Origin of the sequence: Sporosarcina sp. PTS2304 (assembly GCF_003351785.1) — a bacterium.
In the GTDB taxonomy this organism is placed as follows: Bacteria; Bacillota; Bacilli; order Bacillales_A; family Planococcaceae; genus Sporosarcina.
Genome location: NZ_CP031230.1, coordinates 1,716,929 through 1,730,862, shown reverse-complemented (window position 1 = coordinate 1,730,862; position 13,934 = coordinate 1,716,929). Strand labels below are relative to the sequence as shown.

Sequence of the window (13,934 nt, the reverse complement as noted above, 5' to 3'; positions counted from 1 at the left end):
TTTCAGTAGGAACTATGGCAAACTAACTATAGACAAACTATTATATTTTTGGAGGTAAAGACATGAGCACACCAAAAGAATTGCGTTATTCAGAAGAGCACGAATGGGTAAAAGAGGAAGACGGTAAATACCGTATCGGCATCACACATTTCGCACAGTCTGAACTAGGGGATATTGTATTCGTTGAATTGCCGCAAGTAGGCGATCAATTGAAATCAGACGAGCCTTTCGGTAGCGTTGAATCAGTAAAAACTGTTTCTGAATTGTACGCTCCATTAACAGGTAAAGTAGTAGAAGTGAACGAAGAGCTTGAAGACAGTCCAGAGCTTGTAAACGAATCTCCGTACGAAGGTGCTTGGATGGTCGTTGTGGAAATCGAAGACAAAGCTGAGCTAGATGCATTGATGACAGCAGAGCAATACGAAGAAATGACAGCTGGCGAATAAGAAAATCAGAAAAGCGCTGGAACGATTCAGCGCTTTTTTTATACTGTAGGAGGAAACTGGATGGATCCGAAAGTACTCATTGTGGAAGGTGGTTCCGATCGTAAACGATTGCTACCTTTATTAGCGGAGCCAGTTGAAATCATTTGCACGAATGGAACGATCAGCTCCTATCATATCGAAGAATTACTGGATCCTTATGAGAACTATGACCTTTTTGTTTTCATGGATGCAGATAATTCAGGGGAATCCATCCGTAAATTATTCAAACAGCTTTATCCCGAAGCAACGCATTTATATACAGATCGTCTCTACCGTGAAGTGGAAACGACTCCAAACAAAGTATTGGCCAATGTACTAGTCGCCGCTAATTTCAAAGTACATTCTAAATATTTGGCAGGTGGAACGAATGAATAATTGGACAAATGAAATGTGGAAACGTGAACAGGCTGCAGAACCACTCGCCGCTTTTTATTTGTACACACCCATGTGTGGAACATGTGCTGTTGCCTCTAAAATGTTAACCGTAATCGAAGCGATGCGTCCTGATTTACCCGTTGGCAAAGCAGATCTTAATTATGTTCAAGAGGTAGCTGTAGAATATGAAATCGAAAGCGTCCCCTGTTTGATTGTTCATCGCAAAGGACAACCGACAGAGAAAATATACGCCTTTCAATCCGTTCCTTATTTACTCGAGAAACTCAGTTGACACTAGAATTAGAAGTGTGGTATAAGTAGTACAATCAATTGAATATCGAAACTCTTATAACGAGCGGTGGAGGGAAGTGCCCTACGAAGCCCGGCAACCATCACATACGTGAAGTGGTGCCAATTCACTCAGAGCAATTCGCTTTGACAGATGAGAGAAATGGAGCGTACATACTATTTGATACGTTAGACCTTTCTGCTCGCCTGCAGAAAGGTCTTTTTATTCCAAAAGCGAAATGCGCCATCAAGGCTCGACAGGCACTGGAGAACTTATCGAACAGGTGCGTCGTTTGCACCTTTTCGAAAAGATCGAAGTGACCCGAGAGCCTGGCGCATACAGCTAGATGAACCAAAAGCGAAATGCGCCATCAAGGCTCGACAGGCGTTGGAAGACTTTCAACAAAGGCGCCATTTGCCTTTTTGTAAAGTCTGAAACGACCCGAGAGCCTGGCGCATACAGCTAGATGAACCAAAAGCGAAATGCGCCGTCAAGGCTCGACAGGCACTAAAGGAAATACAATTACAAAGAAATAGATTGAATAGGGCGGTGCAGAAAATGATTCAACTAACAAACGTTCATAAAAGATTCCAATTGAACCGTTCAGAAATTGTTGCAGTCGATGACGTAACAATGACCATCCAAGAAGGAGAAATTTTCGGCATCATCGGCTATAGTGGAGCAGGGAAAAGTACCTTGATCCGATTGCTAAATGGTCTGGAACAACCGACTTCTGGCAGTATTATAATTCACGGGCAAGAAATGACAACACTTTCAGGTACAAGTCTGCGAAATGCTCGTCAGAAGATCAGCATGATTTTCCAGCACTTTAATTTACTATGGTCGCGAACTGTAGAAGATAATATCGCTTTCCCACTTGAAATTGCTGGCGTGAAAAAGTCCGAACGCAAACGTAAAGTGAAAGAATTGATTGATCTTGTTGGCTTAACAGGTCGTGAAAAAGCCTATCCAGCACAATTATCAGGCGGACAGAAACAGCGTGTTGGTATTGCACGTGCACTTGCAAATGATCCTGAAGTTTTACTGTGCGATGAAGCGACTTCGGCACTTGATCCCGAGACAACGAATGCCATATTGGATTTATTAACAGACATTAATGAACGTTTAGGTCTAACGATTGTACTCATTACACATGAAATGCATGTAATCCGCAAAATTTGTCACCGTGTAGCAGTAATGGAAGTAGGGAAAGTAGTAGAAATGGGCAACGTACTCGATGTGTTTCAGTCGCCACAAGCAGATATTACTAAACGTTTTATCTCGCAAGTGACGGATACAGCAGACACGGACGCTGCTATGGCACATTTACAGGAAGAATCTCCGCAAGGGAAATTAGTTAAATTAGCATTTATCGGCGAGCGTACCGAGCAGCCCGTGTTAGCTGAGTTAATTCGTAAGTTCCCGATTGATGTCAATATAGTGCAAGGGAATATTTCGACTACGCGCGATGGAGCATACGGCACACTAGTCTTGCAATTAGTAGGAGATTCAGCAGTCATTGACGAAGCTATTTCGTTTTTACATGCCAATGAAGTAAAGACGGAGGTGCTAATGAATGATTGAGCAATGGTTCCCGAACGTAAATTGGGAAAAGATGTGGATCGCAACAGGTGAAACGCTTTACATGTCAGCTTATTCAACATTTTTTACATTTGTTTTTGGTATCGCACTCGGTTTGCTGCTATTTTTAACAAGTCCAGGCCAATTATGGGCAAATAAACTAACGAATGTCATAACAGGAGCATTTGTAAATATATTTAGATCGATCCCGTTTATCATTTTAATCATTTTATTGATTCCTCTGACTAAACTTATGTTCGATAGCATGCGTGGACCAAACGCTGCGTTGCCTGCATTAATTATAGGTGCTGCTCCATTTTACGGACGTATGGTGTTGATTGCGTTACAAGAAATAGACAAAGGTGTAATTGAGGCAGCTCGGTCGATGGGAGCGCGTACATCCACGATTATCTTTAAAGTATTATTACCTGAATCAATGCCGGCATTAGTGTCAGGGATTACCGTTACTTCTATTGCGCTTGTCGGCTATACGGCAATGGCAGGAGTGATCGGCGCCGGTGGACTCGGAACGCTCGCGTACCTTGAGGGGTTCCAACGCAGTCGTGAAGATGTTACGATGATGGCGACAATCTTAGTGTTACTTATCGTATTTATCATTCAGTTCATTGGAGATTTACTCGTAAGACGTTTGGACAAGCGATAATAGGATTTTCAGGGAAACCTGTTAACCATAAAAAGATTCCATCATGGAAAAGGGAGAAATGTGAACATGAAGAAATTTTTATTTAGTTTATTCGCAGCAGTTCTTGTGCTAGCACTTGCAGCGTGCGGAACGAAAGACGATAACACAAAGGACGAAGGCGCGGATGAGAAAACAACGTTAACAGTAGGTGCTTCAAACACGCCACACGCAGTTATTTTAGAACAAGCGAAGCCTTTATTAGCTGAAAAAGGCATTGATTTGAAAATTGAAAGTTACACAGATTACGTATTACCAAATAAAGATTTAGACGAGGGCGCATTGGATGCAAACTACTTCCAACATATTCCGTACTTAGAAAGTCAAATTGCCGATTTTGGTTATGATTTTGTCAATGCGGGCGCAATTCACATTGAGCCAATCGGTGTGTATTCTAAGAAATATGATTCATTGGAAGAATTACCAGAAGGTGCGACGATTTTAATTAGTAACTCTGTAGCAGATCACGGTCGGGTACTTGCGATGCTGGAAGAAAAAGGGCTGATCAAGCTGGCAGATGGTGTGGAAAAAGTGAAGGCTGAAGTGTCAGATATCGTAGAAAACCCTAAGAACTTGAAGTTTGATGCGAATTATGAAGCAGCATTAATGCCTCAACTGTATAATAACGATGAAGGCGATGCGTTATTGATCAACTCTAACTTCGCGATTGATGCTGGGTTGAATCCAAAAGAAGAATCTATCGCATTGGAAAATCAAGAATCTCCATATCTCAATGTAATAGCTGTGAAGAAAGGCAATGAAACTAGCGATGCAATTACAACGTTAGTCGAAGTATTAACTTCCAAAGAGATTCAAGATTTCATTGAGGAAGAATGGCCTGGAGCGGTTGTTCCAGTAAAATAAGATGTAACGACCGGTAGCTATTGTAGCTATCGGTTTTTTATCGAGGTTTTTGAAGGTATCTAGCTGGCTCTCATAGAACGTGTTGCTGCGCTCATAGAACGTGTCGCCGCGCTCATAGAACGTGTTGTTCCGCTCATAGAACGTGTCGTTGCGCTCATAGAACGTGTCGCCGCGCTCATAGAACGTGTCGTTGCGCTCATAGAACGTGTCACTGCGCTCATAGAAACCGCGCGTCCGCTCATAGCGAGTGTCGTTCCGCTCATAGAAACCGCGCATCCGCTCATAGCGAGGTAAGCGTCAAAAGAAGGACACATTCCTCTCTTCCTCTTTTAATGAGAAACTATGACTAGCTTATTGGAAAGGAAGTAGAGAAATGAATGAATCAACCCTTCAGCCCTTGGCTGAGCACAGTAAAACCGATTTGGAATGGACAGAAATCATCGAAGAGTGGCGACGAAGTGGAGAAAATATGGCCGAGTGGGTCAGAAGACAAAGCGATTTCTCCTATGATCAATTCGCAAAAGCACGGAGGCGGCTCTCTCCGGAGGATACACGCAAAGGAGAATTTTTGGAATCCAAAACCACTTGGTCATCTGTTGCGGTCGCCCTCCCTTCTTCCACAGTAGATCTTCATTATCGGGACTACAAATTGGTGATCAGCAGCGGCTTCGACCGCGAACTGGTACAAGAGTTACTGGAGGTGTTGGCTGATGCGAATTAATCTGGAAGGTATTCAGGGGATTTATCTGGCACATGGCGCAACGGATATGCGGCTGTCCATTGATGGTCTGTCTGCGAAGGTGCAGGAAACCTTTCAGGCAAATCCGTGTTCCTCCAATTTATTTATCTTTTGTAACCGGGATCGCGACCGTTTAAAAATCCTACACTGGGACTACAATGGCTTCTGGTTGTACTACCGGCGACTGGAAACTGGCCGCTTTCACTGGCCTGACGGCCAAGAAGAAGAAACCACGTCTATCAGCCCGCGCCAGCTTCAATGGATGCTCGATGGATTGACTATTGAAGAAGGAAAAGTCTTCCCCCGTATACTGGGAAACAAAATCGTATAAATCACAAAGTTTTTTTAAAAAGCAGAAGGACTTTGTCAGCTTTTGGCGAATTTTACTTTTATGAAAACTAATCAGAAGATCTCATCCCATACAACTGAACAGAATGACCGTGTAACTGTGTTGGAACAAGAAGTCGCGAGATTGTCCGCTTTGGTGTCTTGGTACGAGGAGCAGTTTCGTTTGAAAAAAAGTAAGGAATTTGGACGCTCCAGCGAAAAGGCACCGAAAGGCCAGATGGAGATGGAATTGTTTAATGAAGCAGAAGCACTGCTAGATGCTTCTGCTGAACCATCTTCAGAACCTGAAGAGGTGATTTCGGGATCTTCACCTGCGAAAAAAACTCCACGGGAAACACGCACGACTTTCTCTGCCGATCTGCCGGTGGAGAGTGTGACATACAGCTTGCCCCCAGAGGAGCAGGCTTGTTTAGATTGCGGTCACCCAATGCATGTCATGAAAAAAGAAGTTCGCCGCGAACTCGTGGTTATCCCAGCACAAGTGAAAGTCGTCGAACACGAACGGGAAGTCTATGCCTGCAGGCATTGCGATCAAGAAGGCATCCAGACACCGATTGTTCAGGCACCAATGCCCAATCCGGTATTGCCAAAAAGTATGGCCTCGCCCTCGATCCTGTCATTTTTGATTACTCAAAAATACTTGTTCGGCATGCCGCTCTATCGGTTAGAGGAAGTTTTTCGACAGGCAGGCGCGCCGCTTTCAAGGCAGACCCTCTCCAATTGGTTAATGAATGTGTCCGATCGGTGGTTTGAACCGCTCTATGAGAATATGCGACAGCGTATTTTGTCAGCCGACTACCTTCATGCAGACGAAACCAGTGTGCAGGTCTTGCGTGAAAAAGGACGCAGTCCCTCTACCACTTCCTATATGTGGCTGTACCGTACCGGGAAGTTTGATGTCCCTTGCGTGGTGTATGACTACCAGCCTGGTCGGGGATCGGAATACCCGAAACAATTTCTGGAAGGCTATGCCGGTACGCTTCATGTAGATGGTTATAAAGCTTATGAAAGCCTGCAAAGTGTACGGCTATCAGGCTGTTGGGCACATTTGCGCCGAAAATTTGATGAAGCCCTGCGCGCCATTCCGAAAAAATCGAAGAGGCGGCGTACGCTGACAGAGGAAGCAGTCAACCAAATCGGCAAGATTTATGGAGCGGAATCAGAAATAAAGGAGCTTACTCCTTCCGAACGGCTTGAGGTACGCAAGAAAAAAATTGAGCCCCTAGTGGAGGCTTTTTTCGCCTGGGTAAAAACTGTCCGAATAGATGTACTGCCGAAAAGCAAGCTTGGTGAGGCGCTAACATATGCCGTCAATCAGGAAAAGAAATTGAGGCAGCCATTTCTAGATGGTTATCTGGAGATAGATAATAACCGTGCCGAACGAAGCATCAAGCCGTTTGTGATCGGCCGAAAGAACTGGCTCTTCTCGGTCACACCTAGAGGCGCAACAGCGAGCGCAAGAATGTACAGCCTGATCGTAACTGCGAAAGAAAATCAGCTGCATATCCCTCACTATTTAACGTATCTTCTTGAAAAGCTGCCTAACTTAGATCTGGCAGATGACGAACAGTTGGAACAACTGATGCCTTGGTCTTCCACTTTGCCTGAACAGTGTTATCAAGGTAAAGAAGGAATATAAATCAACATATATACTTATCTAGTATAAAGAGAACCACATCTCATCTGAAGGTGTGGTTCTTTTGACGCTTACATAGCGAGTGTCGTTCCGCTCATAGAAACCACGCATCCGCTCATAGTAAGTATCACCGCGCTCATAGAACACACTCTCGCGCTCCTAAAAAGTCCGATAATTACAAATTCCCCGAACATCTTCTCTAATTTATCAACTTGTGATAAAGTTAATTTGCTTCAGTTAGACAGATGTGTATTTGAGGAGGACGTATTGTGAAATTTAAATTAGGACTCATTTGGAGGATTTTAATCGCCATTGCGCTAGCGATTGGGTTAGGTATGCTGTTGCCGGCAATTCATGAAGGATTCGCCCATCGCTTCGTTCGGTTAGCAGCGACGTTTAATATGTTATTCGGTGGTTTCTTGAATTTTATCGTGCCGTTGATCATTGTGGCATTCATTGCGCCAAGTATTGCGAAACTCGGTGCGGGATCTGGTAAATTGCTTGGAATGTCTGCGTTGTTTGCGTATGGTTCCACGATTATTGCAGGATTACTCGCATTTGTTGCGGCCACTACGATTTTGCCGAACTTTATTCACCAATCAACAGACACGGAAATTGCAGAAGGCGCACGCGAAGCTGGTAAGGCGTTCTTCCAAGTGGATATGGATCCGATGATGGGTATTATGACTGCATTGCTACTAGCATTTGTACTCGGAATTGGAATGGCAGCGATTAAAGGCAAGACGATGTTGTCATTTTTCGATGAATTTAATCTGATTATCGATAAAGTGATTTCGGTCGTTATTATTCCACTATTGCCGTTTCATATTTTTGGTATTTTCTTGAATATGACATATACAGGAGAAGTAGTGAATGTATTGTCTGTATTTATTCTAGTATTCGTTATGATCATTGCGCTTCATTTAATTATGTTGACATTCCAATATACCGTGGCAGGTACGTTGAATAAAAAGAATCCACTTAGGCTGATGAAGACGATGTTACCTGCGTATTTGACTGCAATCGGAACGCAATCGTCAGCTGCGACAATTCCCGTTACACTTCGTCAGGCGAAAAAGACGGGCGCATCGGAACGGGTCACAAATTTTGCAATTCCTTTATTTGCAACTATTCACTTGTCGGGTAGTACGATTACAATCGTTTCTTGTTCTATCGGCGTGATGCTAATGAATGGTTTCGATATTAGTTTCGGCAGTTATTTGCAATTCATCTTCATGTTAGGCGTGACAATGATTGCGGCACCAGGAGTTCCAGGCGGTGCAGTAGTCGCGGCAACGGGGCTGCTGACAACTATGCTTGGCTTCTCAGATGCGATGGTTGCGTTAATGATCGCGTTGTATTTAGCTCAAGATAGTTTTGGTACAGCAACCAACGTAACGGGCGACGGTGCACTGGCGATGATTGTGGATCGTTTTACGAAAAAAGTATAGTTTACTAGAAAAGTCGACACTCGTAGTCGGCTTTTTTGCTGTCTGATTCTTATGTACTGGCTTTCTATTGATTCTCATTCGAATCTAGTCAAATGAAAACAGTTCTAGTGAAAATAGCTAGAAGTCCTGTTAAATCAATGAATACGCTCTTGATTTAAAATGATTCTTAATGATTTGCAACCGATTCAAATATGGGTTAAGATTAGAATGATACTAAATAGAGAATGGCTAACCATTCAACGCGATCATACTGGAGGTATTGGAATGGCAACTTTGGAAATTAAAGATCTTCATGTCCAAATCGAGGGCAAAGAAATCTTAAAAGGTTTATCTTTAACAATTAACACAAATGAGGTCCATGCAATTATGGGACCAAATGGTACGGGGAAATCCACTCTTGCTTCTGCAATTATGGGACACCCTAAATATGAAGTTACATCTGGATCTATCACAATCGATGGAGAAGACGTTCTAGCGATGGAAGTAGACGAGCGTGCAAAAGCGGGTCTATTCCTAGCGATGCAATATCCAAGCGAAATTACAGGCGTAACAAATGCTGACTTCCTTCGTTCTGGCATGAATGCACGTCGTGAAGAAGGCGATGAGATTTCATTAATGAAATTCATTCGTGAACTAGACAGCAAAATGGAATTCCTGGAAATGGATGAAGATATGGCAACTCGCTACTTGAACGAAGGCTTCTCAGGTGGAGAGAAAAAGCGTAACGAAATCCTCCAGTTGATGATGTTAAAACCGAAGTTTGCAGTGCTGGATGAAATTGACTCTGGGCTAGATATTGACGCATTGAAAGTGGTTTCTAACGGAATCAACGAAATGCGCGGAGAAGATTTCGGCTGCATTATCATTACGCACTACCAGCGTTTGTTGAACTATATTACACCTGACCATGTACACATCATTATGCAAGGTAAAATCGTTAAATCCGGCGATGCTGAATTGGCAGCAAAACTCGAAGCTGAAGGATATGACTGGATTAAAGATGAACTTGGAATTGAAGATGAGACGGTTGGAGCAGAGGCATAAGAAAGGGGACGACTCAAAATGACGGTTGAAACAACATTGGCATTGACCGAACAAGACGTCCGCTCTTATTCCGCCAACGTGGAGGAAGCTGCTTGGATGGCAGATTTTCGTGCGAACGCTTTAGCGAAAGCAGAAGTACTTGCAATGCCGAAACCAGATAAAACAAAAATTACGAATTGGAATTTTACAGAATTCCCTTCACATACAGTAGAAAGTTCAATCTATGCTACACTGACGGAACTTCCGACAGAAGCGATCACATTGATTGATGAAGAGCATCAAGAAAATATTTACGTACAACATAATAATACGCCTGCTTTTACTTCATTATCAGAAGATCTGCACGAGCAAGGTGTCATCTTAAAAGATATTTTCACGGCTTCTCGCGAACATAGCGAGTTGGTGCAGAAATATTTGATGACAGATGGTGTGAAGGTGGATGAGCACAAGTTGACTGCTCTCCATGCAGCAATGATCAACGGTGGCGTATTTATCTATGTTCCGAAAAATGTTGTCATTGAAGATCCGTTGCAAGTGTTATTCATTCATGACAATGAAGAAGCTTCTTTATTCAACCACGTATTGATTGTGGCGGAAGAAAACAGCTCGGTCACATACGTTGAAAACTATCTTTCAACAATGGAGCATGGAGTAGGACAAGCGAATATCGTGTCTGAAGTCTTTGCACATGACAATGCAAAAGTAGTCTACGGTGCAGTAGATGTGTTAGCAGAAGGCTTGACGACTTATGTCAACCGTCGTGGAATTGCAGGTCCACATGCGCGCATCGAATGGGCACTCGGCCTAATGAATGATAGCAATACAATTTCAGAAAACATTACGCACTTAGTCGGTAACGGCTCATCAAGTGATATGAAAACAGTTGTCGTTGGACGTGGAAGCCAGAAGCAAAACTTCACTTCAGAGATCGTTCATTGGGGACTAGATACAGACGCTTTCATCTTGAAACACGGCGTCATGAAAGAATCTTCATCGGCGATCTTTAACGGAATTGGTCGAATCGCTAAAGGAGCGACTCGTTCAAATGCTGTTCAAGAGTCTCGCATTCTTATGTTAAGTGAAAGAGGACGCGGAGATGCGAATCCAATTTTGCTTATTGATGAAGATGATGTAACAGCAGGTCACGCAGCTTCAGTAGGTCGTGTAGATCCAATGCAGATGTACTACATAATGAGCCGTGGGATTTCAAAGGAAGAAGCAGAACGCCTCATTATTCATGGATTTTTAGCACCAGTGGTCAGCAAATTGCCGATCGAAGGAGTTAGAAAGCAATTGACGGAGGTAATTGAAAGGAAAGTGCGCTAATGCTTAGTAAAGACATCCGCAATCATTTCCCTATATTAGACCAAGAAATCAATGGTCATCCGCTCGTGTACTTGGATAGTGCCGCGACATCGCAAAAACCTGTCCAAGTGATTGAAGCGCTAGATCACTATTATCGCTTAGATAACTCTAACGTTCACCGTGGCGTGCACACGCTCGGTAATCGTGCGACAGATAGTTATGAGGGCGCACGTGAAAAAGTTCGTAAATTTATCAATGCTAAATCCACACAAGAAATTATTTTCATGCGTGGTACAACAACTGCATTAAATACAGTCGCTCAAGGCTATGGTCGTGCCAACGTTGCGGAAGGTGACGAAATTGTCATCACGCATATGGAACATCACTCCAATATCATTCCGTGGCAACAGCTGGCTAAAGAAAAGGGCGCTGTATTAAAATATATTGATTTAGAAGAAGACGGCACATTGTCGCTTGAAAAAGTACGTGAAACGATTACAGATCGTACGAAAATTGTTTCGATTATGTATGTCTCTAACGTACTAGGCACGATGAACCCGATCGAAGAAATCACAAAAATTGCCCATGAACATGGTGCGATTATGTGTGTAGATGCTGCACAAGCGGCACCTCACTTAAAGCTGGATGTACAGAAACTAGATTGCGATTTCCTTGCATTTTCCGGACATAAAATGTGTGGTCCAACCGGTATCGGTGTCCTCTACGGTAAGAAAGACTTGCTCAATGCAATGGAACCTGTGGAATTCGGCGGCGAAATGATCGATTTTGTCGGTTTGTATGAGTCTACATGGAAGGAACTGCCTTGGAAGTTTGAAGGCGGGACACCTATTATTGCAGGAGCGGTCGGCCTTGGTGCAGCAATTGATTTCTTAGAAGAAATAGGTCTAGATGCAATCGAACAGCATGAACATGAGTTGGCAGGCTATGCGATGGAAAAAATGTCTGAAATCGATGGTTTGACTATTTATGGTCCAGCTGATCCGAAGAAACGTGCAGGGCTAGTTACATTTAACTTACATGATGTTCACCCGCACGATGTCGCGACTGTATTGGATATGAATGGAATTGCGGTACGCGCAGGTCATCATTGTGCGCAGCCATTGATGAAATGGTTGGAGTGTTCCGCGACTGCCCGTGCAAGCTTTTATTTATACAACACCACGGATGACGTAGACCGCCTCGTGGAAGGACTTCGCACAACAAAGGAGTATTTTAACGATGTCTACTAATAAACTCGACCAACTCTACCGATCAGTCATTATGGATCATTATAAAAATCCAAAGAACAAAGGGATTCTTGAAAGTGGAAATATCACGATTGATATGAATAACCCTACTTGCGGTGATGTGATCCATTTGACGATGAACGTCGAAGACAATGTGATTAAAGAAGCGAAGTTTGAAGGAGAAGGATGTTCTATTTCTATGGCGTCCGCTTCGATGATGACGCAAATGATTAAAGGCAAAAAGACAGAAGATGCAATAAAATTAGCTCATACGTTTTCAGATATGATGTTAGGCAAAGATTTGGATGATTCGGTTGAACTCGATGACTTAGAAGCATTGTCGGGTGTCGCGCAATTCCCTGCCCGCATTAAATGTGCTACATTGAGCTGGAAAGCGATGGAAAAGGGAGTCTCTGGTGAGTCGCAGTGACCTTGGCCATAGTACGAGCAATTACGGGACGGAGGAATAATAATGGCGAAACAAATGCCTGAAATTGGCGATTATAAATATGGTTTCCATGACAAAGACGTTTCTGTATTCCGTTCAGAACGTGGACTGACACGTGAGATAGTGGAAGAAATTTCTAGCATGAAAGAAGAACCACAATGGATGTTAGATTACCGTTTGAAGTCACTGGAGATTTTCTACAGCAAGCCAATGCCACAATGGGGCGGAGACTTGAATTCCTTGAATTTTGATGAGATCACATATTACGTGAAACCATCAGAAGCAACAGAACGTTCTTGGGATGAAGTACCTGAAGAAATCAAGCGTACATTTGACAAATTAGGTATTCCTGAAGCAGAACAAAAATACTTGGCAGGAGTATCTGCGCAGTATGAATCAGAAGTGGTATACCACAATATGAAAGAAGAGTTGACAGAACTAGGTATTGTCTTTAAAGATACAGATTCTGCTCTCCGTGAAAACGAAGAGCTATTTAAAAAATATTGGGGTACAGTGATTCCGAACTCGGATAACAAATTCTCAGCACTAAACTCTGCAGTGTGGTCTGGTGGATCGTTCATCTATGTGCCACCTGGCGTTAAAGTAGAAACGCCACTACAAGCATATTTCCGTATTAACTCGGAAAACATGGGACAATTCGAGCGTACACTAATCATCGTAGACGAAGGCGCAAGTGTTCACTACGTAGAAGGCTGTACAGCACCTGTTTATACAACGAATTCCCTACACAGTGCAGTTGTAGAAATTATCATTAAAAAAGACGCATATTGCCGTTACACAACAATCCAAAACTGGGCGAACAACGTCTATAACTTGGTGACAAAGCGTGCAGTATGTGAAGCGAATGCAACAATGGAATGGATCGACGGTAACATCGGTTCTAAGTTAACAATGAAATATCCAGCGGTCATCTTGAAAGGTGAAGGTGCACGTGGCTTGACACTTTCCATTGCTTTAGCTGGGAAAGGTCAACACCAAGACGCAGGTGCGAAAATGATGCACTTAGCGCCAAACACATCTTCAACGATTGTATCCAAATCCATTTCACAACACGGTGGTAAAGTAACGTATCGCGGAGTAGTCCACTTCGGACGTAAAGCGGACGGTGCGCGTGCCAACATTGAGTGTGATACGTTGATCATGGATAAGCAATCGACTTCTGATACGATTCCGTACAATGAAATCTTGAACGACAATATTTCATTGGAGCACGAAGCGAAAGTGTCTAAAGTTTCAGAAGAGCAGCTTTTCTACTTGATGAGCCGCGGAATTCCTGAACTAGAAGCGACTGAAATGATTGTTATGGGCTTCATTGAGCCATTTACAAAAGAATTGCCAATGGAATACGCAGTAGAAATGAACCGCTTGATTAAATTCGAGATGGAAGGTTCAATCGGTTAA

At 43.1% G+C, this 13,934-nt stretch carries 16 protein-coding genes and 1 riboswitch; of the genes, 15 read left to right on the top strand and 1 reads right to left on the bottom strand.

Annotated elements, in window-relative coordinates:
* The first annotated feature begins 62 nt into the window (after positions 1-62).
* The 6 genes from gcvH to DV702_RS08255 all read left to right on the top strand — a co-directional run bounded on the left by gcvH (position 63) and on the right by DV702_RS08255 (position 4,294).
* On the top strand, positions 63-446 hold the full coding sequence (gene gcvH, locus DV702_RS08280) for a glycine cleavage system protein GcvH (protein ID WP_114924332.1): 384 nt from the start codon (positions 63-65) through the stop codon (positions 444-446).
* 60 nt (positions 447-506) lie between these two features.
* Positions 507-860, top strand: coding sequence for a toprim domain-containing protein (locus DV702_RS08275; protein ID WP_114924331.1), 354 nt, complete (start codon positions 507-509; stop codon positions 858-860).
* A complete protein-coding gene (locus tag DV702_RS08270; RefSeq protein ID WP_114924330.1) occupies positions 853-1,152 on the top strand; it encodes a thioredoxin family protein in 300 nt (99 codons plus the stop codon). Before DV702_RS08275 ends, DV702_RS08270 begins: the two co-directional genes overlap by 8 nt.
* A 51-nt stretch (positions 1,153-1,203) precedes the next feature.
* Positions 1,204-1,309: riboswitch (SAM riboswitch) on the top strand.
* A gap of 398 nt (positions 1,310-1,707) precedes the next feature.
* Positions 1,708-2,733, top strand: coding sequence for a methionine ABC transporter ATP-binding protein (locus DV702_RS08265; protein ID WP_114924329.1), 1,026 nt, complete (start codon positions 1,708-1,710; stop codon positions 2,731-2,733).
* Positions 2,726-3,394, top strand: a complete 669-nt coding sequence (locus DV702_RS08260) for a methionine ABC transporter permease (protein WP_114924328.1) — start codon at positions 2,726-2,728, stop codon at positions 3,392-3,394. The genes DV702_RS08265 and DV702_RS08260 overlap by 8 nt, the downstream gene beginning before the upstream one ends.
* A 66-nt stretch (positions 3,395-3,460) precedes the next feature.
* Entirely contained in the window at positions 3,461-4,294 is an 834-nt protein-coding gene (locus DV702_RS08255; RefSeq protein ID WP_114924327.1) for a MetQ/NlpA family ABC transporter substrate-binding protein, read from the top strand.
* Between the two features lie 59 nt (positions 4,295-4,353).
* On the opposite strand, the gene DV702_RS08250 is transcribed toward DV702_RS08255, so the two are convergent.
* The gene (locus tag DV702_RS08250; protein ID WP_114924326.1) at positions 4,354-4,608 is read right to left on the bottom strand and encodes a hypothetical protein; all 255 of its coding nucleotides are present in this window, start codon (positions 4,606-4,608) and stop codon (positions 4,354-4,356) included.
* 59 nt (positions 4,609-4,667) lie between these two features.
* Here DV702_RS08250 and DV702_RS08245 point away from each other — a divergent pair, with 59 nt between their 5' ends.
* The 9 genes from DV702_RS08245 to sufB all read left to right on the top strand — a co-directional run bounded on the left by DV702_RS08245 (position 4,668) and on the right by sufB (position 13,934).
* Positions 4,668-5,015, top strand: a complete 348-nt coding sequence (locus DV702_RS08245) for an IS66 family insertion sequence element accessory protein TnpA (RefSeq protein ID WP_114922869.1) — start codon at positions 4,668-4,670, stop codon at positions 5,013-5,015.
* Positions 5,005-5,364 (top strand): IS66 family insertion sequence element accessory protein TnpB, encoded by a 360-nt coding sequence (gene tnpB / locus DV702_RS08240; RefSeq protein ID WP_114922868.1) that lies wholly within the window; start codon positions 5,005-5,007, stop codon positions 5,362-5,364. Before DV702_RS08245 ends, tnpB begins: the two co-directional genes overlap by 11 nt.
* Before the next feature lie 60 nt (positions 5,365-5,424).
* Positions 5,425-7,020, top strand: a complete 1,596-nt coding sequence (locus DV702_RS08235) for an IS66 family transposase (RefSeq protein ID WP_114925882.1) — start codon at positions 5,425-5,427, stop codon at positions 7,018-7,020.
* A gap of 266 nt (positions 7,021-7,286) precedes the next feature.
* Positions 7,287-8,468, top strand: a complete 1,182-nt coding sequence (locus DV702_RS08230) for a dicarboxylate/amino acid:cation symporter (RefSeq protein WP_114924325.1) — start codon at positions 7,287-7,289, stop codon at positions 8,466-8,468.
* 264 nt (positions 8,469-8,732) lie between these two features.
* Entirely contained in the window at positions 8,733-9,512 is a 780-nt protein-coding gene (gene sufC, locus DV702_RS08225; protein ID WP_114924324.1) for a Fe-S cluster assembly ATPase SufC, read from the top strand.
* Positions 9,513-9,530: 18 nt separating this feature from the next.
* Entirely contained in the window at positions 9,531-10,838 is a 1,308-nt protein-coding gene (gene sufD, locus DV702_RS08220) for a Fe-S cluster assembly protein SufD (protein ID WP_114924323.1), read from the top strand.
* Positions 10,838-12,067 (top strand): cysteine desulfurase, encoded by a 1,230-nt coding sequence (locus DV702_RS08215; RefSeq protein WP_114924322.1) that lies wholly within the window; start codon positions 10,838-10,840, stop codon positions 12,065-12,067. Before sufD ends, DV702_RS08215 begins: the two co-directional genes overlap by 1 nt.
* A complete protein-coding gene (sufU, locus tag DV702_RS08210) occupies positions 12,057-12,494 on the top strand; it encodes a Fe-S cluster assembly sulfur transfer protein SufU (RefSeq protein WP_114924321.1) in 438 nt (145 codons plus the stop codon). Before DV702_RS08215 ends, sufU begins: the two co-directional genes overlap by 11 nt.
* A gap of 42 nt (positions 12,495-12,536) precedes the next feature.
* Complete coding sequence (gene sufB / locus DV702_RS08205; protein ID WP_114924320.1) at positions 12,537-13,934, top strand: Fe-S cluster assembly protein SufB; 1,398 nt, start codon at positions 12,537-12,539, stop codon at positions 13,932-13,934.

Bases quoted from the DNA above. Each gene is read 5' to 3' on its own strand.
- gcvH (WP_114924332.1), top strand. From the start codon at position 63: ATGAGCACACCAAAAGAATTGCGTTATTCAGAAGAGCACGAATGGGTA.
- DV702_RS08275 (WP_114924331.1), top strand. From the start codon at position 507: ATGGATCCGAAAGTACTCATTGTGGAAGGTGGTTCCGATCGTAAACGA.
- DV702_RS08270 (WP_114924330.1), top strand. From the start codon at position 853: ATGAATAATTGGACAAATGAAATGTGGAAACGTGAACAGGCTGCAGAA.
- DV702_RS08265 (WP_114924329.1), top strand. From the start codon at position 1,708: ATGATTCAACTAACAAACGTTCATAAAAGATTCCAATTGAACCGTTCA.
- DV702_RS08260 (WP_114924328.1), top strand. From the start codon at position 2,726: ATGATTGAGCAATGGTTCCCGAACGTAAATTGGGAAAAGATGTGGATC.
- DV702_RS08255 (WP_114924327.1), top strand. From the start codon at position 3,461: ATGAAGAAATTTTTATTTAGTTTATTCGCAGCAGTTCTTGTGCTAGCA.
- DV702_RS08250 (WP_114924326.1), bottom strand. From the start codon at position 4,608: ATGTGTCCTTCTTTTGACGCTTACCTCGCTATGAGCGGATGCGCGGTT.
- DV702_RS08245 (WP_114922869.1), top strand. From the start codon at position 4,668: ATGAATGAATCAACCCTTCAGCCCTTGGCTGAGCACAGTAAAACCGAT.
- tnpB (WP_114922868.1), top strand. From the start codon at position 5,005: ATGCGAATTAATCTGGAAGGTATTCAGGGGATTTATCTGGCACATGGC.
- DV702_RS08235 (WP_114925882.1), top strand. From the start codon at position 5,425: ATGAAAACTAATCAGAAGATCTCATCCCATACAACTGAACAGAATGAC.
- sufC (WP_114924324.1), top strand. From the start codon at position 8,733: ATGGCAACTTTGGAAATTAAAGATCTTCATGTCCAAATCGAGGGCAAA.
- sufD (WP_114924323.1), top strand. From the start codon at position 9,531: ATGACGGTTGAAACAACATTGGCATTGACCGAACAAGACGTCCGCTCT.
- DV702_RS08215 (WP_114924322.1), top strand. From the start codon at position 10,838: ATGCTTAGTAAAGACATCCGCAATCATTTCCCTATATTAGACCAAGAA.
- sufU (WP_114924321.1), top strand. From the start codon at position 12,057: ATGTCTACTAATAAACTCGACCAACTCTACCGATCAGTCATTATGGAT.
- sufB (WP_114924320.1), top strand. From the start codon at position 12,537: ATGGCGAAACAAATGCCTGAAATTGGCGATTATAAATATGGTTTCCAT.